Source organism: Micromonospora sp. NPDC047707, from assembly GCF_040704235.1.
Classification (GTDB): Bacteria; Actinomycetota; Actinomycetes; order Mycobacteriales; family Micromonosporaceae; genus Micromonospora.
The window spans coordinates 14705-37470 of sequence record NZ_JBEYSU010000034.1 but is presented as its reverse complement, the minus strand read 5'-3'; the positions used below and the strand labels follow the sequence as shown (position 1 = coordinate 37470).

The 22766-nt window shown below is 74.1% G+C and carries 22 protein-coding genes; 12 read left to right on the top strand and 10 right to left on the bottom strand.

The window, feature by feature from the left end; all coding sequences use genetic code 11:
• Positions 1-2 precede the first annotated feature (2 nt).
• The 7 genes from AB0873_RS26550 to AB0873_RS26520 are packed head-to-tail and all read right to left on the bottom strand — an operon-like array spanning position 3 to position 8439.
• Positions 3-596, bottom strand: coding sequence for a hypothetical protein (locus AB0873_RS26550; protein WP_366603009.1), 594 nt, complete (start codon positions 594-596; stop codon positions 3-5).
• A 13-nt stretch (positions 597-609) separates the two neighbouring features.
• A complete protein-coding gene (locus AB0873_RS26545) occupies positions 610-1779 on the bottom strand; it encodes a M23 family metallopeptidase (protein ID WP_366603007.1) in 1170 nt (389 codons plus the stop codon).
• Complete coding sequence (locus AB0873_RS26540) at positions 1776-2324, bottom strand: hypothetical protein (protein WP_366603005.1); 549 nt, start codon at positions 2322-2324, stop codon at positions 1776-1778. The genes AB0873_RS26545 and AB0873_RS26540 overlap by 4 nt, the downstream gene beginning before the upstream one ends.
• A gap of 4 nt (positions 2325-2328) precedes the next feature.
• On the bottom strand, positions 2329-4266 hold the full coding sequence (locus AB0873_RS26535) for an MFS transporter (RefSeq protein ID WP_366603003.1): 1938 nt from the start codon (positions 4264-4266) through the stop codon (positions 2329-2331).
• Between the two features lies 1 nt (position 4267).
• A complete protein-coding gene (locus tag AB0873_RS26530) occupies positions 4268-7714 on the bottom strand; it encodes an ATP-binding protein (RefSeq protein ID WP_366603001.1) in 3447 nt (1148 codons plus the stop codon).
• A 34-nt stretch (positions 7715-7748) separates the two neighbouring features.
• Complete coding sequence (locus AB0873_RS26525) at positions 7749-8111, bottom strand: hypothetical protein (protein ID WP_093409867.1); 363 nt, start codon at positions 8109-8111, stop codon at positions 7749-7751.
• 13 nt (positions 8112-8124) lie between these two features.
• Positions 8125-8439: a hypothetical protein gene (locus tag AB0873_RS26520; RefSeq protein ID WP_155329903.1), complete on the bottom strand. Its 315-nt coding sequence runs from the start codon at positions 8437-8439 to the stop codon at positions 8125-8127.
• Positions 8440-8780: 341 nt separating this feature from the next.
• Between AB0873_RS26520 and folP the strand changes: the two genes are divergently transcribed.
• The 7 genes from folP to AB0873_RS26485 all read left to right on the top strand — a co-directional run bounded on the left by folP (position 8781) and on the right by AB0873_RS26485 (position 13397).
• On the top strand, positions 8781-9683 hold the full coding sequence (gene folP, locus AB0873_RS26515) for a dihydropteroate synthase (RefSeq protein WP_366602998.1): 903 nt from the start codon (positions 8781-8783) through the stop codon (positions 9681-9683).
• Positions 9680-10045, top strand: a complete 366-nt coding sequence (gene folB / locus AB0873_RS26510) for a dihydroneopterin aldolase (RefSeq protein WP_366602997.1) — start codon at positions 9680-9682, stop codon at positions 10043-10045. The genes folP and folB overlap by 4 nt, the downstream gene beginning before the upstream one ends.
• Entirely contained in the window at positions 10042-10569 is a 528-nt protein-coding gene (gene folK, locus AB0873_RS26505) for a 2-amino-4-hydroxy-6-hydroxymethyldihydropteridine diphosphokinase (RefSeq protein WP_366602996.1), read from the top strand. Before folB ends, folK begins: the two co-directional genes overlap by 4 nt.
• Positions 10570-10588: 19 nt before the next feature.
• The gene (locus AB0873_RS26500) at positions 10589-11125 is read left to right on the top strand and encodes a DUF3180 domain-containing protein (protein ID WP_366602995.1); all 537 of its coding nucleotides are present in this window, start codon (positions 10589-10591) and stop codon (positions 11123-11125) included.
• A 103-nt stretch (positions 11126-11228) separates the two neighbouring features.
• The gene (locus AB0873_RS26495; RefSeq protein WP_366603034.1) at positions 11229-12455 is read left to right on the top strand and encodes an ABC transporter permease; all 1227 of its coding nucleotides are present in this window, start codon (positions 11229-11231) and stop codon (positions 12453-12455) included.
• A 78-nt stretch (positions 12456-12533) separates the two neighbouring features.
• Positions 12534-12848 carry a hypothetical protein gene (locus AB0873_RS26490; protein ID WP_366602993.1) on the top strand — a complete coding sequence of 105 codons (315 nt, stop codon included), beginning with the start codon at positions 12534-12536 and terminating at the stop codon, positions 12846-12848.
• A 51-nt stretch (positions 12849-12899) separates the two neighbouring features.
• Complete coding sequence (locus tag AB0873_RS26485) at positions 12900-13397, top strand: hypothetical protein (RefSeq protein WP_366602991.1); 498 nt, start codon at positions 12900-12902, stop codon at positions 13395-13397.
• Between the two features lie 43 nt (positions 13398-13440).
• Here the strand turns inward: AB0873_RS26485 and AB0873_RS26480 are convergent, their stop codons facing one another.
• Entirely contained in the window at positions 13441-14439 is a 999-nt protein-coding gene (locus tag AB0873_RS26480; protein ID WP_366602989.1) for an ATP-binding cassette domain-containing protein, read from the bottom strand.
• Positions 14440-14441: 2 nt separating this feature from the next.
• On the opposite strand from AB0873_RS26480, the gene AB0873_RS26475 reads away from it, so the two are divergent.
• From AB0873_RS26475 to AB0873_RS26460, 4 genes are all read left to right on the top strand, one after another.
• Positions 14442-15131, top strand: a complete 690-nt coding sequence (locus AB0873_RS26475) for an ABC transporter permease subunit (RefSeq protein WP_366602987.1) — start codon at positions 14442-14444, stop codon at positions 15129-15131.
• 82 nt (positions 15132-15213) lie between these two features.
• Complete coding sequence (locus AB0873_RS26470) at positions 15214-15936, top strand: ABC transporter permease (RefSeq protein WP_155329913.1); 723 nt, start codon at positions 15214-15216, stop codon at positions 15934-15936.
• Between the two features lie 195 nt (positions 15937-16131).
• On the top strand, positions 16132-17136 hold the full coding sequence (locus tag AB0873_RS26465) for a glycine betaine ABC transporter substrate-binding protein (protein ID WP_366602985.1): 1005 nt from the start codon (positions 16132-16134) through the stop codon (positions 17134-17136).
• A gap of 154 nt (positions 17137-17290) precedes the next feature.
• Positions 17291-19078, top strand: a complete 1788-nt coding sequence (locus tag AB0873_RS26460; protein WP_366602983.1) for a hypothetical protein — start codon at positions 17291-17293, stop codon at positions 19076-19078.
• Positions 19079-19109: 31 nt separating this feature from the next.
• Here the strand turns inward: AB0873_RS26460 and AB0873_RS26455 are convergent, their stop codons facing one another.
• Positions 19110-20276 carry an NADH-quinone oxidoreductase subunit D gene (locus AB0873_RS26455; protein ID WP_366602981.1) on the bottom strand — a complete coding sequence of 389 codons (1167 nt, stop codon included), beginning with the start codon at positions 20274-20276 and terminating at the stop codon, positions 19110-19112.
• Positions 20273-21358 carry an SAM-dependent methyltransferase gene (locus AB0873_RS26450; protein ID WP_366602979.1) on the bottom strand — a complete coding sequence of 362 codons (1086 nt, stop codon included), beginning with the start codon at positions 21356-21358 and terminating at the stop codon, positions 20273-20275. The genes AB0873_RS26455 and AB0873_RS26450 overlap by 4 nt, the downstream gene beginning before the upstream one ends.
• A gap of 54 nt (positions 21359-21412) precedes the next feature.
• Between AB0873_RS26450 and AB0873_RS26445 the strand changes: the two genes are divergently transcribed.
• Positions 21413-22678: a phytase gene (locus AB0873_RS26445; protein WP_366602977.1), complete on the top strand. Its 1266-nt coding sequence runs from the start codon at positions 21413-21415 to the stop codon at positions 22676-22678.
• Positions 22679-22766 lie beyond the last annotated feature (88 nt).

The window sequence follows — 22766 nt, the reverse complement described above, 5'->3', positions numbered from 1 at the left end:
GCTCACTCGATCCACAGGAGATGGACCGGCACCTCCAGGGTGGTGGGTGACTGGCCGCGCCAGGCCCACCGGTACCACTCGACCTCCCGGGTGATGCGCACGCAGATGTCCCCCTCGGCGCCCGAGTAGGTCTCGGTGACCGCCCGCAGGTCCCGGTGCTCGACCGAGTCGACCACGTGCACGACCCGCCGGCCGGCGACGGCGTCCGCCTCGAAGACCGGTGTCGGGGCGCGGTGCGCCGGTGCGTCCAGCGACACGAGGCGGTCAGCCTCCCGCCTGGCCGGATCGCGGCGCGCCCCGACGGTCTCCACCCAGACCCGGTCGACGGGCACCAGCGGCGCGAAGACCTCCACCTGGTCGGCCTCCGCCCGGTACCACTCGTGCTCCGGGATGACCGGCACGTAGGTGCGGCTGCCCTGCACCACGCGGTCGTCGGCCCGGAGGTCACCCCGCCAGCCCAGGCCGGGTAGCCCGACGAGCACGCGGCGCCCCCGCAGGTCCACCCGGGCGGTGGCGGGCACGATCTCGATCGGTCGGGGCGGCAGCGGTGCCCAGTCCGGCTGGCCCGCGAAGGGGTCGGGCAGCGGGTCCGTCATGACGGTGAGCGCCTCATTCCGCTCCCCGCAGCGGCGCCCCCCGGTCCCGCATGAACGGGACCGGGTCGATGGCGCTGCGGCTGCTGCGGTCGCCGTCGGTGTGCACCTCGAAATGCAGGTGCGGCCCGGACGAGTTGCCGCTGCTGCCGACCTGGCCGATGACCTCGCCGGCCGCCACCGTCTGGCCGACCCGGACCCGGGGCTTGGTGACCAGATGGCAGTAGCGGGTGACGAAATCGCCGGCGTGCAGGATGTCGACGAACCAGCCGCAGCCGCCCTTGTCCGGCCAGCCGTCCACGTCGCAGCTCAGTCGGCCGGCCCGGTCCGGGTCGCAGCGGGAGACCAGCACCCGCCCGGTGGCGGCGGCCCGGATCAGTGTGCCCTTCGGCGCGGCGATGTCCACCCCGTTGTGTGCCGGGCGGTCCGCGGTGCGGAAGCCGGAGCCGACTCCGCCGGGGATCGGGGCGGTCCAGCCGGAGGCGGCGATCCGGCCGGCGGCTGCCGCGTCGCAGGCCTGGCCGCCGCCGACCGGTACGGTCCGCGCCGCACCGCCGGCCAGCGCGTTGACGATGGTCGACGCGAGCGTCTCGTGCTTGGCGTACGCGTCCGGGAAGGCGCTGATCTGGACGGCCTGTGCCGCCCGGGTCAGTGGCATCCGCTCCCAGCCGGGCACCTGGAGCAGCTTCTCGTAGAACTTGCGGGCGGCGTACTCCGGCGTCATCCGCTGGGCGACCGTGCCCCAGCTCGCCCGCTGCTGGAACAGGCCGACCGAGTCGTGGTCGGAGCCGACACCCTCGTTCGGGCGGGTGTGCGAGCCGGGCACCGTCGGGTTGGCGAGGTTGCGTAGCCGCGACTCCTGCATCGCGGTCGCGACCGCGATCACCCACCCGCGCGGTGGGACCTTCATCTCCTGGCCGACCTTGATGATGCGCGCGGCGTTGCGGAGCTGGACCTCCCCGTACTGTGACATCCGGGGCATCTGGCCGGTGATCTCGACGCGGAAGTCGCCGGTGCAGTCCTGGCTCGTCAGCCGCAGTTGGTCGCCGCCGTCCCCGCCCAGCTCGGTGAGGAAGAAGGCACCGGCCCCGCCGGTGCAGCAGAGCAGTGCGAGGGTCGCGGTGAGCGCGGCGGCCAGCGCGCCGGCGCGGAGCGAACGTCGAGGGGGTCGGTTTCCGTCGCTCATTCCTGCTCCCAGTCCACCGCGTCCACCAGCCATCGCCCGTCCGGCGCCACCAGCTCGAGCCGGAGCCGACCGGTGTCAAACGGCACCAGCACCTCGACGAAGGTCTCCGACCGCGGTTGGACCGCCGGCTCACCGGCCACCCGGCCGACGGGGACGCCGGCCGGATCCGCGCCCGCGAGCTTCTCGGTCAGCGTCGGTGTGGACAGCGGCCGCAGGCCGGCGTGCCACTGGTCGGCGGTAAGGCCCGGTCGCCCGCGCCAGGCGGCGACGAACCGGTCGGTGGCCTGCTCCGGCGTCAGTTCGCCGGCCCGGGTGACCGGCGTGGGCGGCGCCCCGGTCGCGATCGCCCCGTCGTCGCCGGCGGTTGGTGGCACGGTCGTGATCGGCCGGTCCGGGCGGTTGCTGAGCCCGACCCCCGGATCCGGTGGGCCGGCGACCAGCCGGGCGGCGCCGATGACGCCGAACACGACCACGGCGAGAGCGAGCGCGATGCCGATCCGGGACCGGAGCACCCGGGTGAGGAGAGACTCGACCGCCCGTCGCACCGCGTCACCGGGCCTCGGAGCGGATCCGGGGGGTGCTGCGCTCGGGGACGGCGTCGGTCGAGCCGGGCCGGTAGACCACGAAGGACGGGCTCTCCTCCGGGACGTCCGGCTCCGTCCAGGCGGACGGCTGCCGTCGCTGCCGCGGGGCGACCGGCGGCCGGCCGCCGCCGGCCCGCTCCTCCGGTGACGCCGCCGACTCGTCGGGCCGTTCCCGGCCGTCCGGGCGGTTCCCACGGTCGCCGGCGTGCGCCGGATCCTCGCGCCGGGCCTCCGGTCGCAGGGTGGTCTGTTCCGCGACGACCGGCCGGCGCCGGCCCATCGTCGGTTCGGCGGTGCCGCCGGGCTCGGCGACGTCCAGCCGGGCTGCCGTGCGCATGTCGCGGAAGAACCGCCGGTGCCAGGAACCGGCGGAGCTGACCGCCTCGCTGCTGTCCTTGCCGCCGAGCTGCGTGATCCGCCGGTACGGGCGCAGCAGCAGCCAGCCGACCACACCGCAGAGCCATACCAGGACGACCTGCAACCAGCCGGGCAGGGTCGGCGTGCTCATGATGAGGTCGACCGCGAACAGGTAGATCGCGGCGCCGGTGCCGAAGATGGCGATGTTGAAGATCGCGGCGACGACGGCGTTGCCGAGCCGGCGCAAGCCGGCGCTGGCCGGCCGCAACAGCCCCACCGTGCCGAGGATCGGTGCGGCGATCACCGCCCACCGGAAGATCAGGAAGCCCAGTAGCACCAGCACCGAGGCGGTCAGGTCGAACATCGCGAAGAGCAGCGCGGCGAGCACCGCGATGAAACCGGCCCCCACGCGGTCCATGTCCCGGACCCCTTGGAGATACTCGTACGCCTCAGGGTCCTCCGTCTTTATCTGCTGCGCGACGCGGGCCCACTGCTGCTGCTTAATCTTGATGGTCAGCTCTCGCGTTGCCGGGTTGGACCGGAGCCTCTCTGCCTCATCCCAGGACAGGGATTTCGCGTCGTAGAGTGCGCGGCCGTATTTCTTGGCGGTCTCACTGTCGGCCGAACCCAGCACGCCCCGCAGCCAGTTTCGGTAGAGCATCGCCTCGGTGGCAGTGTCACTAGCGCGCACGGCCGGCGGTCGCTTGTCGACGCAAGCTTCAGGATTCGGCAAAACGCACTTGTCCGGCGGGATGTCCTTCGAGGACGGGCCGACGGCGTCGTGGACGACCCCGAGGGTGGTTATCAGGGTGCCGTCCGCGACGTTGGCGGACTTCACCGGCCACGCGGCCAAGGCCGTCACCGCGACCATGACCAGCAGCGCCCATCCGGCGGTCGTCATCGCGTTGCTCATGTCCGACTGGCGGGAGCGCCAGAGCAGGTAGAGACCGACCACGCAGAGCGTGACGATGCCGAAGACGCTGAAGACCTTCTGGTAGACGGCCTTCGTCGCCTGGTCCACCAGCGGATCCGCCCACCCCCACATCGACCGCGGGTCCCAGGCCCGCTCCCGCAGGGCGTTCGAGGCGCCGACGATCGCTGTGGCGATCATGAATTCACCGTTCGCGACGGTGTTGGTGAACTTGTAGTCCGGATGCAGCACGGCGGTCGCGCAACCGGTGTCGACGTCGTACGTGGTGTAGCTGTATCCGGCGTAGCCGTAGTCGCTGTAGAAGCCCTTCGGCCCGGGCTGCTTCGCGGATTCCGGGCGGGAGGCGAACCAACCGGCGATGCCGGAATCCGGGGCGGTTGGGGTCGGGGCGTTGCGGCAGGTGACCTCGTCCTCGGCCACCTCTTCGAGGCGGGCGACGCAGGCACGAAAGTCGGCCTGCCACTCCTGGGTGGTGCAGAGGTCGCTCGGAGCCCGGGCCGTCAGCGGTGCCGCCGGTGCGGCCGACGCGCCGACCGCCGGCCAGCCGATCGTGGCTCCGGCCAGGATGCCGAGGGCGAGCAGGAGTGCCGCTGTCCGATCCCGGGCCCCGGCCATCTCACGCCTCCAGTTCAGGTGCGACGGACGGCAGCACCCCGGCCGCGGCGGCGACCGCCGCCGGCGTGGTGTCCAGGTGGTCGAGCAGCCCGTCGACGTACGAGACGTCGACCCGGACCTTCTGCACCCGCCCGTCGACGTCCCGCATGACGAACTCGCGGAAGCCCAGCCGGGCGGCCGACGTGGCGTCAGCGGTGGACAGGGAGGCGAGGGTCGCCTCGTAGCCGTCGTTGACCGGCACCCGCAGCAGGCGCAGGGCCTCGGAGGCGATCTCGGCGTCCTCGGCGATCCGGCCGACGAACACGGTGGAGACCAGGTTCTGCACGTCGAGGCCGAGGATGTCCTTCGGGTTCTGTGAGGCGACGAGCGCCGCGAGGTTCCACTTGCGGGAGTCGCGGGCGAGCCGGACCAGGAACGACCGGCCGGAGCGCCACCCCTCCATGAAGTGCGCCTCGTCGAGGCCCACCAGCTTCCGGGACGACATCGAACCGCCGTAGCAGCGGCGGACGGCGAGGCGGTGGGCGGTGTGCAGCATGGGGAGGGCGAGTGCCTCCTCGGCCGACCAGTACTCGCGCTCGATCTTCAGGTCGGGCAGGCGCAGCCCGGCCATGGTGATCACGGTCAGTGCGGCGTCGGGGCCCAGCAGCCCTTCCGGCGGGCGGCCGAAGAACAGCATCGCGAGCGGCATCTCGGCGGTGTCCAGCAGGAGGTTGGCCAGTTCCCGGCCGGCGTCGTCGTCGAGTTGCCCGAGGCAGGTCACCACGTCGTCCAGCGTGGACGTCTCCTCGGCCGGCACCTGGCGTACGGCGTGGCGGAAGAGGGTGGCGGTGGACGCCTCGCGGGCCACCTGCGGCGGCACCAGCATCATGCAGATGTCCTGCACGAGCATGCGGCGTTCGGCGCGGGCGTTGGAGACCGCGATCTCGAACTCCCGGTCGCCCGCCGCGCCGGCCGCGAACTCGCTGCGCAGCGGGGTGGGGATCAGCGAGTACGGAGCGAGCGTGCCGTGCTCCGAACCGGTCAGGTTGAGCACCCGTGCGTACGGCGCCAGCTCCGGCATGGCGCAGAGCCGGGCCAGCGGGCCGGACGGGTCGAGCAGCGTCACCTGGACACCGCGCCGTGCGGCCAGGTAGCCGAGGGCGCCGAGCAGGGTGGACTTGCCGCCGCCCGGCTCGGCCACGAAGACCGCGAGCCCGGAGCGCTCCCGGACCTCCATCGGGAAGTGCAGGTCGAGGAAGACCGGCCGGCGGCAGGTGCCCGCCGTACGACCGATGAGGTCACCACGCCGGTCGCCCACGGTGGAGGCGGCCTGCGGGAGGGCTGCGGCGAGGAGGTGGACCGGCATCCGCCGCACGTAGCCGGTGTTGGCGACGGGCTCGCCGGGGATGAACTCGCGGGCCAGCCAGTCCTGGTTCTTCGGATGCTGGAGGGAGATCCGCAGCTCCCGGGAGTAGAGCTGGATCAGCCGGCGGGCGCGTTCGAGGCACTCCTCCCGGGTCCGGCCGCCCACCGCGATCCGGTGCCAGCCGTGTGCGCGGGCGGAATCGACGGGCAGCCCGGTGGTCATCTCGTCGCCGATCACCAGCGCCCGCTTGGCGAGGCGTTCGAGCTCGGGCGGGGCGTCGATGCCGTGCTCGGCGTAGTCGAGCTGCTGGGAGCGGATCATTCGCAGCCGGTGCTCCAGGTTGCGGAAGGAGTCGCCGGAGCCCAGGATGTCGACCCGGCTCGACAGCTCCATCGGCCACGGCAGCCGCTCATGGAAGTGCAGCCAGGGCTCGTGCCGCTCGGGGATCTCCAGCGGCTCCATCCGGCCCACGGCCAGCACCGCGACGTGCCGCTCCTCGCCGGTCATCCGGTTGACCAGCTTGACCGTCGAACCGTACGGGGTGCGGTACCGCTCCACCTGCTCGGTCAGGGCGAGCAGGTCACCGCGTTCCCAGCGCCCGTCGGTGACCGGGGAGAGCTGACCGGGCGGTGCCATGCAGAGCGCCACCGAGCGGTAGAGCAGCCACTCCAGTTCCTGCGCCGTGACCCGTCGGCCGCGCATGCCGAAGGCGCCCAGCACCTCGTCGAACTGCTCGACGGTGCGGCCGAGCTTGCGCCGCTCGCCCTCGGCCACGCCGCGGCCGAAGGTGCGCAGCATCCGCTCCACCAGCGAGTCGCCCAGCGATCGCCGGGCGAAGGTGACCCCCAGGTACGTCTGTCCCTCGGCGTGGTTGACCGACATCAGGTGGCGTTGGGCCGCCACGAGGTGGTCCCCCCAGCCCGGCGTGCCGGGTACGTCGGGAAGTGGCGAGGCGGTGTGCGCGTCGATGGTGCGGGCCCACTCGTCGGCCGGGAAGGGGCGGGTGGTCCGCCGCAGGTGCAGCCGGAACCCGGCCAGCCCGGCGTACTGCTCGCTGATGGCCGAGAGCAGTGCCTCCCGCTCGGCGTCCGGGCGGAACGCCCACCGCACCTCCGGCAGCCAGTACCAGGCGGTGACCGTGTTCGGCGTGAAGGTGAGGTGACCGGCGATCTCGGTGATCGCCAGCTCGACCGCCGGGTCCCGGTCGCCGAACTTGATCTTCGGTGCCTTGACCCGGACCGGCTTGGTCGGGCGGTCCCGCCGGCTGGCGGAGCGCTGCCGGGGCGGTATCACGTCCCGCGTGCCCGTCCGGTCGGGCAGGTGCTCACCGGTCCGGCGCTGTCGCGGCCCGGTGGTGGCCGGGCCGGTGGCGCCGGGTTCGTCCGTCGCGGTACGGAGCGCCGGGAACCGGTCGCCGGCCTGGTGCGGGACGCGGGCGGGGCGGGCGGGCGGCTCCACCTCGTCGTTGTACGGCTCGGGGACCGGCGGCGGCTCGACCGGCGCCGGGGGCTCCGCGACCGGCTGCTCCCCGGCGACCCGATCGGGGTGGGCGTCGGGCGTGGCGACCGTCGACTGCTGGCCGGTGGCCCAGCCGGACCGGCTCCGCGGCGGGGCGACCGTCGGCTGCTCGCCCGTCGACCATCCGGTGCCCTGCGGTCGCGGCTCGGCCGGTGTGGACGGTGGCCGCGACGGCTGGATCCGCGCGGTCGGCGGGGCCGGGACGGCCGGTTGCCGCCGTGCCGGCGGAACGCCGGGGTCGGCCGGGTCGACGGCGGCGGGCTGATGCGGGATCGCGGGGTGCTCGCGGGCGGGTGGACGCGCCGGCGTGGACCGCGTCGGGCCGGCGCCGCCGAACAGGTCCAGGAAGGGGGAGTCGATGTCCGTGCCGTCGGCGGGGACGGGCTCCACGGGTGCCCGCCGCTGCAGCGGGCGGGGTGCCTGGAAGACGCCGACCCCACCGTGGCCCGGTGTGGTCACCAGAGCCGGGTCGAGAGAGACCTCGTCCAGGTCGGACTCGCCCGCGTAGTCGTACGAACGCGTACGGTCACCGCGCGGTGCGGCCGGACGTCCGGCCGGGGATCCCGGCGTGGAGGAGCGACTCATGCGACCGCCTCACCCGCGTCGTTGCACTGCCCGGTCATGCCAGTTCCTCCCGGATCCTGATCCGGCTGCCGACCAGGCGGGGGTCGCGCTGCTCGGCGGCCGGCTCCCGGGTGCGCCGCCAGTCGGTCAGCGCGGTGCGGATCACCATGCGCGCCGGCCGGTCCGGGTCGACGTACCGGAAGACGAACGAGGTCGTCACGATGGCGAGCGCGATCTCCCACGCCGGGAAGAGTTCGACCTGCAGCGTGAACAACCAGTGGATGAACATGTAGAGGGGAACGAGCAGCATGAACAGCCCGTACTGGGCGTACGGGAGATGGACCGGAAGGGTGTAGCCGGGCGGCCCGAGGTAGACCAGGCGAGCCCGGTAGATGTCGTCGTCGGTGCGCAGCCGCATGTCGTGCCCGCGCCTATTCGAAGATCAGGTCGATCAGGTAGTCGCCGACGAAGAAGAGGGTGGCGGCACCGGCGATGAAGGCCAGCCCGACGATCGCGATGGCCGAACTGGTCAGCACCTTGGAGATCTCACCCCGGCTGGCCCGCCCGATGAAGATCACGCCCAGCACGGCCAGCAGGATCGGGGCGATCTTGCTGGCGAAGAACGTGACGACACCCTCGGTGTCGATGCCCTTGGGCGCCGGCTCGGCGAGTGGCGTCGACGCCAGGGTGGAGAGAGCGTGGGCGGCGGCGGACGACGCCGTCTCCATCAGCTCGATGGCGATCACTGGAACCTCCCCATATCGCGGCCGGCGGCGCCGCGGCGGTGCAGTAGGCATGCCTGGCGGGAACGGTGCTCACGTCGCGCGGCCACGACGCCGCGTTCGTCACCCACCACGGCGAGTGGTGAGCTCTGGGCGGATTTTCCCGCTTCGGCCCTCCCTCCAGGCTTCGCCATCTCGATGCTGGGCAATTCCAAAGCGTACGGCCACCCACTGTTTGCGACAACCCGCGAAGAGTCGGCCCGATCCGACCCCGACGTCCGATCGTACACCTGTACTAACTCGCATGTCAGCACCCCCGAGCCGGGCTGCGCGGGACCGTCGGCGAGGACCGGTACGGTCTACCCGTGACCGATCTGGTACGGGCTCCGGCCCCGGTGGTGATGGGCGTCCTGAACGTCACGCCGGACTCCTTCTCCGACGGCGGACGGTACGCCGACCTCGACGCCGCCGTCGCACACGGCGTGCGGCTGCGGGCCGACGGCGCCCACCTGGTCGACGTGGGCGGCGAGTCCACCCGGCCGGGCGCCGACCGGGTCGACGCGGAGACCGAGGCGGCCCGGGTCCTGCCGGTGATCCGCGAGCTCGCCGCCGCCGGCGTGCGGGTCAGCATCGACACCACCCGGGCGCGGGTCGCCGATCTGGCGGTCGCCGCCGGCGCCGCGGTGGTCAACGACGTCTCCGGCGGGCTGGCCGACCCGGACATGGCCCGCGTCGTCCGGGACGCCGGGTGTCCCTGGGTGCTCATGCACTGGCGCGGTCACTCCCGCACCATGCGCGAGCTGGCGCGGTACGGCGACGTCGTGGCGGACGTCCGGGCCGAGCTGGCGCGGCGGGTCGAGGCGGCGCTGGGGGCCGGGGTGGCGGCCGACCGCATCGTCATCGACCCGGGCCTCGGCTTCGCGAAGACCGCGGCGCACAACTGGGAGCTCAGCGCCCGCCTGCCCGAGCTGCTCGACCTGGGCTTCCCGCTGCTCTTCGCGGCCAGCCGCAAGTCGTACCTGGGCACGCTGCTGGCCGCACCCGACGGCACCCCACGGCCGACCGGGGGCCGCGAGAACGCGACGGTCGCCACCAGCCTGCTCGCGGTCGCGGCCGGCGCCTGGGGCGTCCGGGTGCACGACGTCCGGGCCACCGTGGACGCCCTGGCGGTCTGGCGGGCGACCGGCTCGCCCCGCCTGGCGCCCGGTGAGCGCGCGGGCGGAGGCGCCCGGCCCGCCCCGGCCGTCGGACCGGGAGGAGGACGATGACCGACCGGATCACCCTGACCGGGCTACGGGCCCACGGCCGGCACGGGGTGTACGACTTCGAGCGCGCCCAGGGGCAGGACTTCGTCGTCGACGCCGTCCTGGAGCTCGACCTCGCGCCCGCCGCCCGCTCCGACGAGGTGAGCGACACCGTCCACTACGGCGAGCTGGCCGAGCGGCTGGTCGCGGTGGTCACCGGTGAGCCGGTGAACCTCATCGAGACGCTCGCCGACCGGTTGCTCGCGGTCTGCCTGGCCGACCCCCGGGTGCACACCGCGACGATCACCGTGCACAAGCCGGAGGCGCCGGTGCCGCACGCCTTCACCGACGTGGCCGTCACGATGACCCGGACGCGTGCCCGATGACCCGTGCCCTGCTCTCCCTCGGCAGCAACCTCGGCGACCGCCTCGACCACCTGCGGTCGGCGGTCACCGCCCTGGATGATTCGGTGCTGCTGGTCTCCGGCGTCTACGAGACCCCGCCGTGGGGCGACACCGACCAGCCCGCGTACCTGAACGCGGTGGTGCTGGCGGAGGATCCGGCCGCGACTCCGGACGACTGGCTGGAGCGGGCGCGGGCGGCGGAGCGCGCCGCCGGGCGCGAACGCGACCCCGCGCGGCGCTTCGGGCCGCGCACCCTGGACGTGGACGTGATCGCGGTCTGGACGGGCGACGGCGAACCGGTGCTCCGCGACGATCCGGAGCTGACCCTGCCGCATCCCCGTGCACACCTGCGGGCGTTCGTGCTGCGGCCGTGGATCGACCTCCAGCCGTACGGGCGCCTGCCCGGGCACGGCTGGCTGACCGATCTGCTCACCGCAGAGCCGATCGCCACGGACGCGCTGGAACTGCGCCCCCGTCCCGATCTGGCGTTAGAGTCGACGGCATGAGGCAGTGGAGCCGTCCGGCATGACGCAGGCGCAGTCGCCACCTCCGGGTGGCCCGGGCTCCGGCCGGATGGGCCCCACGCGGATCTCGACGCTGGTGGTGGCCGGTCTCGCGGCCGCCGCGGTGGCGTGGTTGCTGATCAGCTTCCTCTACTACGACTACCTGCCCGACCTGCCGTGGCTGCCGGTGGTCACCCTGGCCGCGCTGGCCGTGCTGGAGGCGTACGCCGCCGTCAACACCCGGGGGCGCATCGAGCGGAGGCCTGGTCGTGACCCGGTGAATCCGCTGCTCGTCGCCCGTTTCGTGGTGCTGGCCAAGGCATCGGCGCTGGCCGGTGCGCTCTTCGCCGGCTTCTACGGCGGCCTGACCGGGTGGCTGTTCGTGGAGAACACGGACGCCGCGACGGACGACCGGCCCGTCGCCGGCGCCGGCCTGCTGGCCTCCCTGGCCCTGGTGGCCGCGGCGCTCTGGCTGGAGCGGGCGTGCCGGGTCCCCGAGCAGGAGGACGACGAGGACCGGGAGCCCGGCGACCGGGAGGGCCGCCCCGGCCGGCGCTGAGCAGGGGCTTTCGCCAGCCTTCCCGCACAGGTACGGTGCCTGCGACCGGAGAGCAACGGCCGCGCCGGTCCGCCCGCGCGTCGGACCCTGGACGGGCGGCCACCTGGAAGGCGGGCGCATGGGGTACGACGAACCGGAGCGGGAGTCCGCCGACACCGCGTCCGGGATCCCCGCCTCGGTGCTCGAGAACGTCTTCGACGACCCGGCGCACGGCGAGCCCGGCCGGGACCGGTTCGCCGTCCACGTCGGGTGGGAGGTGCTGCTCCTCGCGGGGCTCGCCGTCGTCGCCTTCCTGCTCTGGCAGGAGGCCCCGGACACGCTCCGGGGTGACGGCCTGCGCCGGCTGCTCGTCGACGCGGTCGTACTCGGGCTGCTGGTGTTCGCCGCCGGGCTGAGCCTGCGTACCGCTGCCGTCAACCTGGCGATCGGGCCGGCGGCCGTCGCGGCGGCCCTGCACGTGGCCGAGCAGGGGGACCGGGGGCTGGTGGCGGCCGCGGGACCGGCCCTCGTCGCGGCGGCCCTCGGCGGGCTGGTCCTGGCGCTCGCGGTGGTGGTGCTGCACGTCCCCAGCTGGGCGGCCAGCCTCGCCGCCGGCGCGGGGGTGATCGTGTTCATCGAGCAGCGGTCCGCGCCCGTCCTGCCGCAGGGCGGCTACGACCCGACACGGGACGCGCTGTACCTCGCCGTCGGGTTCGCGGCGGTCGCGGTGCTCGCCGGGCTGTTCGCCGCGCTCCGGCCGGTCCGCCGGCTGATCGGCCGGTTCCGGCCGGTCGTCGACCCGGCCCGCCGCCGGGGCGTGGTGGCCGGGGTGGTGGCCGGCGCCGCGCTGATCGTGTCCACCGTGCTGGCCGTGTCGGCCGGGGTCCTGCTGGGGACCGGCGACGCCGGACCGGTCGCCCCGGTGACCGGCCTCGACTGGACGGTCCTGGCCGTCGGCACGTCCCTGCTCGCCGGGACCAGCGCCTTCGGCCGCCGCGGCGGGATCTTCGGCACGCTGCTGGCGGTGTCGCTGGTGACGCTCGTCATGGCGGACCTCCGGGCCGAGGGCCACTCGGTGAGCCAGTGGGCGGTCGGTGCCGCGGCGCTCGGCGCCGGGTTGGTGGCCACCCGGCTGGTCGAGACGTACGGACGGCCGCGCCCCGGCGCGTCCGCGACGGACGTGACCCCGGATCCGGACGGCCGGATCAGCAGCGGCTGGGCGGTGCAGCGCGCCGATCCGATCGGCGAGTGGCCGCCGGCCCTACCGGCCCACCACGCCGAGAACCCGGTGGACCCGTGGAACGTCCCGCAGTGGGACGCCGGCCGGCGCTGGGACTCCGACGACCGGTGAGCCACGCCGGGCGTGCGCGACGACGCGGCCCCGCGTTCCACCGGGCCGGCGGTGATCTCGGCGGTTAGGCTCGGCGACATGACCGACACACCACCGACGTCCCCCACCGGCCGGTCGTTCGAGGAGCTGGACGCACTGTCCACCGAGGAGCTGCGCGAGCAGGCGTTCGCGGTGGCCCGGAAGCACCGTGACGTGCGCTTCTTCTGGTCGGTGTTGCGTCACCTGCCGAACGCCGACGAGGCGGAGGTTCTCGACGGTGCCCCGAACTCCGTCGGGCCGACCGTCGACGAGGCGGTGGCGTTGTGGCGGGAGATGACCGGTCACGGTTACCAGGAGTCGGCGCCACTGCTGCGGGCGGCCTTCATCGACTACCTGATGAAGCACCCGGGGTGACCGGGGCCGGGCAGGTTTGCGCCCCGCCGCCGCCCGGGAACTGAACTGATCATGGCGCTCACCAACCGGACCGGCACCGTCGGCCGGTACGGGACGGCGGCCGGCACCGGGGCGGCCGCCGCGCTCATCCTGGTCGCCGTCGGCGGCAGCCCGGCGTACGTCGGGTGGGCCGAGGAGCACACCGACTCCTCGTCCGCCGGCGGGTGGTTCCTCCACCTGCTCGCCTGGCCCGCGTGGTCGTACGACCCGGACGTGCCGGGCGGGCTGTTCGCCGCGAACCTGCGTGCCGTCGTGCTGGTGGCCCTCGCGGCGGCCCTGCTCTACCTGCTGCCCGCCGCCCAGGCGGCCCGGGTGCCCGGTTCGGCCAGCCAGTTCTTCACCGGATGGGCCGCGTACGCGCTGGCGGGTGGCCTCGCCTCGCTGCTGGCCGTGTTCGCGGGCCCCGACCCGTCGCTGCTCACCGCCGTGCAGTCCGGCGGCACCGGCGCCACGTACGGCTTCCTCGCCGGCTGGATCGTCGGCACGGCGAGCCTCGGCGGCCGGGCCTGACGGCGACCGCCGGGAACGCGGCGGCACCCGGCCCCGGCCGCCGTCAGGTCGCCGGGCGGCCCAGGTCGAGCAACCGCGCCCGGGTGAGCACGCCGACCGGCCGGTCGTGCTCGGTCACGACCACGCGGTCGGCGGTGGAGGTCAGCAGGACGCCCAGCGCGTCGTACGCCGACCCGCCGAGCGGGACCGTGGGCAGCCCGTCCACCGCCGTGGGCAGCGGCTCGACCGCCTCCCGGGTGACCGGGGTGACGGCGAGCCGCCGGATCCCCCGGTCGGCGCCGACGAACTCGCGGACGAACGGCGTGGCCGGCGCGCCCAGGACGGCGGCGGGCGTGTCGTACTGCTCCAGCCGGCCACCCTGGGAGAGCACCGCGATCCGGTTGCCCAGCCGGACGGCCTCGTCGAGGTCGTGGGTCACCAGCACGATGGTCTTGCGGACCTCGGCCTGCAACCGCAGGAACTCCTCCTGCAACCGGGTCCGGACGATCGGGTCGACCGCCGAGAACGGCTCGTCCATGAGCAGCACCACCGGGTCGGCGGCGAGCGCCCGGGCGACGCCCACCCGCTGCCGCTGCCCGCCGGACAGCTCGTGCGGGTAGCGGTGGCCGAACTGCGCCGCGTCCAGCCCGACCAGTTCGAGCAGCTCCGTCACCCGCCGGCGACGGCGTTCCCGGGGCCAGCCGAGCAGGTGGGGCACGGTGGCGACGTTCGCGCTCACGGTCTGGTGCGGGAAGAGGCCGACGTTCTGGATGACGTACCCGATCCGGCGGCGCAGCCGCACCGGGTCGACGCGCGTCACGTCCTCCCCGCCGAGCAGGATCCGGCCGCCGGTCGGCTCGATGAGCCGGTTGACCATCCGCAGCACGGTCGACTTGCCGCAGCCCGACGGGCCGATCAGCACCACCAGCTCACCGGCGGTGACGTCGAGGCTCAGCTCCCGGACCGCCTCGGTGCCGTCCGGGTAGCGCTTGCTGATCGCGTCGAGCGTGATCGACGCGGCCCGGGCCCCGGCCTCGGCGCGCCCCGTCGGGGTACCGTCCACACATGTCCTTCCGCCTGAGCTACCGGGCCGACCCGGGTAACCCGTGGTTCTCCTGGCAGTACGTGCGGGACAACTCTGACACGATCCTCGCCGCGCTGCGTGACCACACCTCGTTGACCGCACGGGCGGTGCTCGTCGCCGTGGTGGTGGCGTTGCCCCTGGCGGTCGCGGCGTACTGGTTCCGTCCGCTGGCCGGTCCCATCCTGGCGGTCACCGGCGTTCTCTACACGGTCCCGTCGCTGGCGCTGTTCGCGTTCCTCGCGCCGTACCTGGGCATCGGTGCGGTGACCGTGCTCAGCGTGGTGGCGCTCTACGCGCTGCTGGTGATCGTGCGCAACGCGCTGGCCGGGCTCGCGCAGGTGCCTCCGGAGGTGCGCGAGGCGGCCGAGGGCATGGGGTACGGCCGCTGGGGGCGACTGTTCCGGATCGAGCTGCCGCTCGCCCTGCCCGGCATCCTGACCGGGCTGCGGCTGGCGACCGTGTCCACGGTGGCGCTGGTGACCGTTGGCGTGGTGGTCGGGCGCGGTGGGCTGGGCCAGCTCATCTTCGGCGGCTTCCAGAACAACTTCTACAAGGCCCAGATCATGACCGGGACGCTGCTCTGTGTCCTGCTCGCCCTCGTACTCGACCTGCTGCTCGCCGGTGTGGGCCGGCTGCTCACCCCGTGGCTGCGCCGCCGGAGCCCGGCGTGAGGGCCGCGGTGCGCGCGGTCCGGGCGGCCGGTGGCGGCGCGTCCCGGCGGAACACCCGCCGGGGTACGGGAGGACGGTGGCGGTGAGCCCGATCGAGGCGGCGGTGGTCTGGCTCAACGACCCGCTGAACTGGACCAACCCGGGCGGCATCCTGGACCGGCTGGGCGAGCACCTGTCGATGTCGGCGGCGGCAGTGGCCCTGGCCTGCCTGATCGCGTGGCCGATCGGGCTCTGGCTCGGGCACACCGGGCGCGGCGGTGGGCTGGTGGTGCTGGTCGCCAACCTGACGCTCGCCGTCCCGACGCTGGCCCTGCTCACCATCCTTCCGCTCACCTTCCTCGGTTTCGGCCGGCCGGCGGTGGTGGTGGCGCTGGCCGTGTTCGCGGTGCCGCCGCTGCTCGCCAACGCGTACACCGGGGTGCGCCAGGCCGATCCGGAGGCCCGGGACGCGGCACGCGGGATGGGTTTCTCCGGCTGGCAGCTGCTGCGTCGGGTCGAGCTGCCGCTCGCCGTGCCGTACCTGGCCGCCGGGTTCCGCACCGCGGCCGTGCAGGTGGTGGCGACCGCCGCGCTGGCCTCCTTCGTCAACGGCGGTGGCCTGGGGCAGATCATCCGCGCCGGGTTCGGCCTCGACATCGCCGCGGGCGGCGGCCAGATCCTCGCCGGGGGCCTGCTCGTGGCGGGGCTCGCCATGCTGGTCGAGCTGCTCCTGGCCCTGGTCGAGCGGCTCGTCACCCCCCGTCCGCTGCGCACCGGCCGCCGCCGCGCGAGCCGCCGTGCGGCGGACGCGGTCGCGGGCGGGTGACGGCCGGCGCGGCCGGCGTGCGCTCGAAGCCGCCGGCTGCCGATCTGCGGGTGACGATCCGGTGACAAAGCCCGGCTGAAGTTTGTCGGACCCGCGTGGAGGATGTTGGGTGGAACGCGCGGGCGGCTCGGATCGCCCGTCGGACACGCGGCCGGCCCGGAGGGGGTCGCGCCGGGACACGGAAGGCGGGCACACATGCAGGCACGCACACGGCTGGCGATCGGCGCGGTCGGCGCGCTCACCGTGGCCGGGCTGTTGACCGGTTGCGGGGACGCCGGCTCGTCCGGCACGGAGGCGCCCGAGCAGGCCGCCTCGGGGGCCGGCTGCGCCCCGGTCGCCGGTGACCAGCTTGTCGTCCTCGAGGACGACAAGAAGCTCCAGAACACCGACAACATCATCCCCGCGGTCAACGCCGAGGTCGCGACGCCGCAGCTCATCGCCGCGCTGGACAAGGTCTCCGCGGCGCTGGACACGCCGAAGCTGATCCAGCTCAACAAGGTCGTCGACGTCGACCGCAAGACACCGGCGGTCGCCGCGGGCGAGTTCGCCACCGCCAACAACGTGACCGCCGGCATCGCGAAGGGCCCCGGCGGCCGGGTCGTGGTCGGCGCCGCCAACTTCAGCGAGAGCCAGACCCTCGCCGAGCTCTACAAGATCACGCTGACGGCGGCCGGCTACCAGGTGACGGTGCAGCAGATCGGTAGTCGGGAGCTGTACGAGCCGGCGCTGCGGAAGGGCGAGATCCAGGTCGTTCCGGAGTACGCGGCCACCATGGCGGAGTTCCTCAACACCAAGGCCAACGGGAAGGACGCCCCGCCGGTCTCCTCGCCGGATCTGGACAAGACGGTCGCCGCGTTGAAGGCCGCCGGCGACAAGATTGGGCTGGTGTTCGGCACGCCGTCGTCCGCGCAGGACCAGAACGCGTTCGCCGTCACCCGCGCCTTCGCCGACAAGTACGCGGTGCGCACCCTCTCCGACCTCGCCGAGAAGTGCTCCGGCCAGGCCACTGTCCTGGCCGGCCCGCCGGAGTGCCCGCAGCGACCCAAGTGCCAGGCCGGGCTGGTGCAGGTCTACAACTTCAAGGCCGGGTCGTTCAGCTCCCTCGACGCCGCCGGCCCGCAGACGAAGAACGCCCTGAAGACCGGGGCCGCCAGCGTCGGCCTCGTCCTCTCCTCCGACGGGGCGCTCGCCGCCGGCTGACCGTCCACCCTCGGCACGACACGGGCCGGTCACCGATCGCCGCGCGGCACCGGTGGCCGGCCCGCCTCACCTGCGAATCTACTGATGGGTAACCAGGTCGGAAGGCGCTTTCGGCCGTTCCCACGTGACGCAACTCTCGGTAGGCTGCACAGCCATGCCCGCCCCGGCCGACACCACGGACACGCGTAATCCGTCGCTGCTGACGGTGCTCTTCTGGGTCGGTGTGGCCCTCGCGCCCGTGGCGGCGTTGATCCTTCTCGTAGCGGACGGTAACGGCCCGCTACGGTTCGCAGCCGTCCTGGCCATCCTGGCCGTGGTGCTGATCGGGCTGTCGATCGCGATGCGGGCCGACGGCGGCGCGGGCAGCGAGGAACTGCGCGAAGAGATCGAGGCGCTGCGGCGGGAGCTGCGCGGGGAGATCGTGGCCACCGTCCAGCGCGGCAACCAGGCCCTTGACCAGGCCCACCGGGCCCAGGAGGCGGTCGGCGCCCTGCGCCGGCGTCTCGACGCCGGCACCGCGGCCCTCGCCGGGTCGGCCGACGCGGGCAGCGCGGGCCGCGCCCGGGTGGGTGCCGCCGACGAGCCGGCCGAGGAGCCGGGCTGGGGTGGCTCCGAGCGCGACGGCGAGTACGCGGGCCGGCGCGCCGACCCGCACCCGCACCACCGCCCGGCGGCGGGCTCGGCCGGCGGGCACGCCGGTGACCGGCCGGCCACCGGGTCGGCCGGCGTGTACGGCAGCGATCGAACGGCCCCCGCCGACCGTCCGGGCACCGGTTCGGCCGGCGGGTACGGCGGTGACCGTCCCGAGACGGGCGTCCACGACCGCAGCGCCGGTGGCACCTACGGCGGCGAGCGTTCGGGCGGCACGTACGGCGGGGGAGACCGCAGCGCCGGTGGCACCTACGGCGGCGGTGATCGTTCGGGCGGCACGTACGGCGGGGGAGACCGCAGCGCCGGTGGCACCTACGGCGGCGGTGATCGTTCGGGCGGCACGTACGGCGGCGGTGAGTGCAGCGCCGGCGGCACCACCTACGGCGGAGAGCGTTCAGCCACCGGCTACGGCGCCGAGCGGGCGGGCTACGGCCCCTGGCCGGCGGACGACGGCCAGCCCGGCCACCGGTCGATGGGCGTGGTGCGGCACACCGAGACGGTGCACGTCACGACCCGGCACACCATCGTGGACGGCGGCGGCCCGGTGGTCGGCGAGACCGGCAACCGGTACGGCGGGTACGCCGGTCGCTGGTCGCCGGGCCCGGAGGAGCGGTCGCGGGCCGGGGACGGTGCGGACCGGTCCTGGTCCGGCCAATCGGACGACCGGTCGTGGTCGGGCCACGACGAGCGCGGCCGGCGCGACGAGCGCGGGTGGAGCGAGCACGACGAGCGTGGGTGGGACGAGCGCGACGAGCCCGCCCGACCGGGCCAGCAGTGGGACGATCGCGGCTGGTCGGAGCAGCGCGACGACCGCGGCTGGGGTGGGGAGCAGTCCTGGGACACGTCCGCCGAGGCGTACGGCTCGGGCCGGGCGACCGGGCCGGACGGTGCGGGCGAGGACGGCGAGTACTGGTCGCAGGCCCAGGCCGGGGGCCGGTGGGCGGCCGTCCGCGAGGACGATCGGGGACGTGAGCTGCGGATGGGCGAGCGGCGGGCCGAGGTGCTCGCCGACCAGACGGGTACCGAGTTCCGGGTGGCGGACCGGTGGGCGTCGGTCCGCCGGGACGAGCCGGGACGGGACCGTGCGGACGCGTGGCGGGGCTCGTGGGCCGAGCCGGAGGGCCGGGCGGCGCTGCCGGCCGGTGGCGTGCCGGTGCCGGACGAGTGGCGGGTTTCCCGGCAGCGGCAGCCGGAACCTGAACGGGCGCCTGAACCCGGCCGCTACGGTTACCCGCACCAGGACGACGGGCACCGTGCGGGCGGCCCCCGCCCGACGGACCACTGGCGCTGACGGGGGACGAAAGGCGCCCCGGCCCGGCTGACTACTTGTCGATGTCGCCGACCACGAAGAACATCGAGCCGAGGATGGCGATCAGGTCCGGGACCAGGCAGCCGGGCAGCAGCGTTGCCAGCGCCTGCACGTTGGCGTACGAGGCGGTGCGCAGCTTGAGCCGCCACGGCGTCTTCTCACCGCGCGACACCAGGTAGTAGCCGTTGATGCCGAGCGGGTTCTCGGTCCAGGCGTAGGTGTGCCCCTCGGGCGCCTTGAGCACCTTCGGCAGCCGCGTGTTCACCGGGCCGGTGATCCGGTCCACCCGGTCCAGGCACTGCTCGGCGAGGTCGAGTGACGCGTACACCTGGTCGAGCAGCACCTCGAAGCGGGCGTGGCAGTCACCGGCCGTCTTCGTCACCACCGGCACGTCGAGCTGGTCGTACGCCAGGTACGGCTCGTCGCGCCGCAGGTCCAAATCGAGCCCGGAGGCCCGCGCGACCGGCCCGGACGCGCCGAACGCGGCGGCGTCCGCCGCGGACAGCACCCCCACACCGACGGTGCGGGCCAGGAAGATCTCGTTGCGCCGGATCAGGTGGTCGATGTCCGGCATCCGTCGCCGTGCCTCGCCGACGGCGGCCCGGGCCCGGCCGGTCCAGCCGGCCGGCACCTCCTCCTTGAGCCCGCCGACCCGGTTGTACATGTAGTGGACCCGCCCGCCGGAGACCTCCTCCATCACCGCCTGGAGGGTCTCCCGTTCCCGGAACGCGTAGAACATCGGGGTGATCGCGCCGATCTCCAGCGGGTACGACCCGAGGAACATCAGGTGGTTGAGCACCCGGTTCAGCTCGGCGAGCGCCATCCGCAGCCAGGTGGCACGCTCCGGCACCTCCATGCCCATCATCCGTTCGACGGCCAGCACCACGCCCAGCTCGTTCGAGAAGGCCGACAGCCAGTCGTGCCGGTTCGCCAGCACGATGATCTGCCGGTAGTCGCGGACCTCGAACAGCTTCTCCGCGCCCCGGTGCATGTACCCGACGATCGGCTCGGCGCTCACCACGCGTTCGCCGTCGAGCACCAGCCGCAGCCGGAGCACTCCGTGCGTCGAGGGGTGCTGCGGCCCGATGTTGAGCACCATGTCGGTGCCGAGCTGCTCCCCGCCGGCGCCGGTGCCGACGGTCAGTTCGCGGAGGTCGGCGTCCGTGGTCATGCCCGTCATCGTGCCACGAACGGGTCGAGGGTGACGCCGACCGGTTGCAGCAGCCACCAGTGCCCGCCGAGGCCGGCCGGGTCGGTCAGCTCGGCCACCGCCGACGCGGCGGCCAGCGCCCGCACGTACCCCGCGGGGTCGCCGACGGCCAGGCTCAGCGCCGGGCGGGCGCCGTCGGCCCCGAGCGCCCGCAGCGCCTCCCGCTGCGACACCAGGGAGTACGCACACCGCGCGACCCGCTCGCCGGTGGAGGCGACCGAGTCCATGGCGACGTGCGCGGTGACATCACACGACCCGTCGGGCACCGGACGGACCTGCCGCCCACCCCGGTACCCGGTCAGCGTGCCGTCGACGGGCCGCCCGTCCCGCAGGTGCCCGTAGTCCACCGCCACGGCCAGTCCCCGGTCGACGTGGCGCAGCACCCTACCCCACGCCTCATCCCTGCTCCGGCCGATCTCCGCCCGCCCCCCAACCCCGTTGATCAAGAGGTTTTCGTCCGATCCGAGGTCGCTCGATGCCGAAAACGTCTTGATCAACGGTGCGGGGGTGCGGAGGGGCCACCAGGTGGTCAGCCAGTTGGCGTCTTCGGGGCGCACCGGGTCACCCAGGGTCTCCTCGCCGGTGGTGGGGTCCACCAGGAGGTAGCGCCAACCGTCTGAGGCGGGCACCGCCAGGTCCAGGGGAATGTTGTCGAGCCATTCGGTCGCCAGGAGCACCCCGGTGATCCCGGCGGGCATCTCGTCCACCCACCTGATCCGCGTGGGCAGGTCCGCGGGGCGCGGGGCGAGTTCGACGGCGGTGAACCGTACCCGCTGGGCCAGCGGAGCCGGCGCGGAAACCCCGGCCGTGACCGACGCGGCGAGGGAACGCACGAGTTCACCGCGGCCCGCCCCGACGTCGACGACGTCGAGCACCGGGGGGTGACCGAGAGCCGCGTCGACCTGGTTGATCAGGCGCAGCAGGGCCGAGGCGAACGCCGGCGAGGCGTGCACGCTGGTGCGGAAGTGGTCGGCCGGGCCGGAGCCGGCGACGAAGAAGCCGCCCGGGCCGTAGAGCGCCCGGTCCATCGCGTCCCGCCAGCGGATCGACATCAGTTCATCCCTCGTTCAGGGGCCGTCACCGTGCCGACCCTACGGTCAGCCGGTATGAGACGACTGGTGATCCCCGCCCTGGCGGTCGTACCCCTCCTGTTGGCCGGCGTCCCGGCCGGCGCCGCGCCGGCCGACGGGCCCCGGCCGGTGCGGGCGGTGACCGAGACCCCCTCGCTCTTCGACGACGAGGCCGGCGGTGACGCGGACGCCGACGACCCGGCGATCTGGGTGCACCCGACCGACCGCGCCGGCAGCCTGGTCGTGGCGACCGCGAAGAACGGCGGCCTGCGCGTGTACGACCTGCGGGCGCGGGAGCGGCAGTCGATCCCGACCCCGCCGGCCCCCGGCCCGGAGGACGAGGCGGGCCGGTTCAACAACGTGGACCTGGTGCCCGGCTTCCGGCTCGGTCGCCGCGCGGTCGACCTGGCGGTGGTGACCGATCGGGGGCGGGACCAGCTGCGGTTCTACCGGATCGACCCGGCGACCCGGCGGCTGGTCGACGTCACCGCACCGGATGTGCCGTACGCCTTCAGCCGCGACCAGGCCGAGGTCAACACCCAGCGGACCGCGTACGGGCTGGGCACGTTCACCGACCGGGACGGCGGCGTGTACGCGGTGGTGAGCCGGCGCAGCACCCCGGAGGTGGGGGTGTTCCGGCTGGTGGAACGGGCCGGGCGGGTCACCTACCGGCCGGTGGACCGGATGACGCTGCCGTCGACGTTCACCCTCCCGGACGGCAGTTCCTGGTCGCCGTGCACCGATCCGGGTGACGGCCCCCAGGTGGAGGGGACGGTGGTCGACCCGGCCACCGGCGTGGTGTACCTGGCCCAGGAGAAGGTCGGCCTGTGGCGGACCCGGCTGGTCGGCGGCCGGTTCGCCGGCCCGGTCGTGCCGGTCGAGCGGGTCCGCGAGTTCGGGGTCCCGGCGAGCTACGACCCGGAGGAGGAGGACTGCGTGACCGACCGCGCGGCCGACCCGGGCTTCGGCGGCCGGATCGCGCAGGACGTGGAGGGGCTGACGATCTACCCGACGGGCCGCCGCACCGGCACCCTGGTGGTGTCCAGCCAGGGCGACGACACCTTCTACACGTACGACCGGCGTACCAACCGCCCGACGGGCCACTTCGCCGTGGTCGACGGCCGGGTGGACGGCGCGCAGGAGTGCGACGGCGCCGCGGCCGTCGCGACGCCGCTGCCCGGCTTTCCGGGCGGCCTGCTGGTCGTGCACGACGGGCGGAACATCCCGGAGACGCCGGGTCAGGACGGCGAGGCCCGAGCCGACACCAACTTCAAGTTCCTGGACGCCGGCTTCCTGAGGTGAGAGCAGGGGCCCCGTGCCGGCCGCCGGGCGCGGTGCGGGGCCCAGGGATCGTGTCATGGTCCCTGGCACCACCGGTGAACGTTTTCAC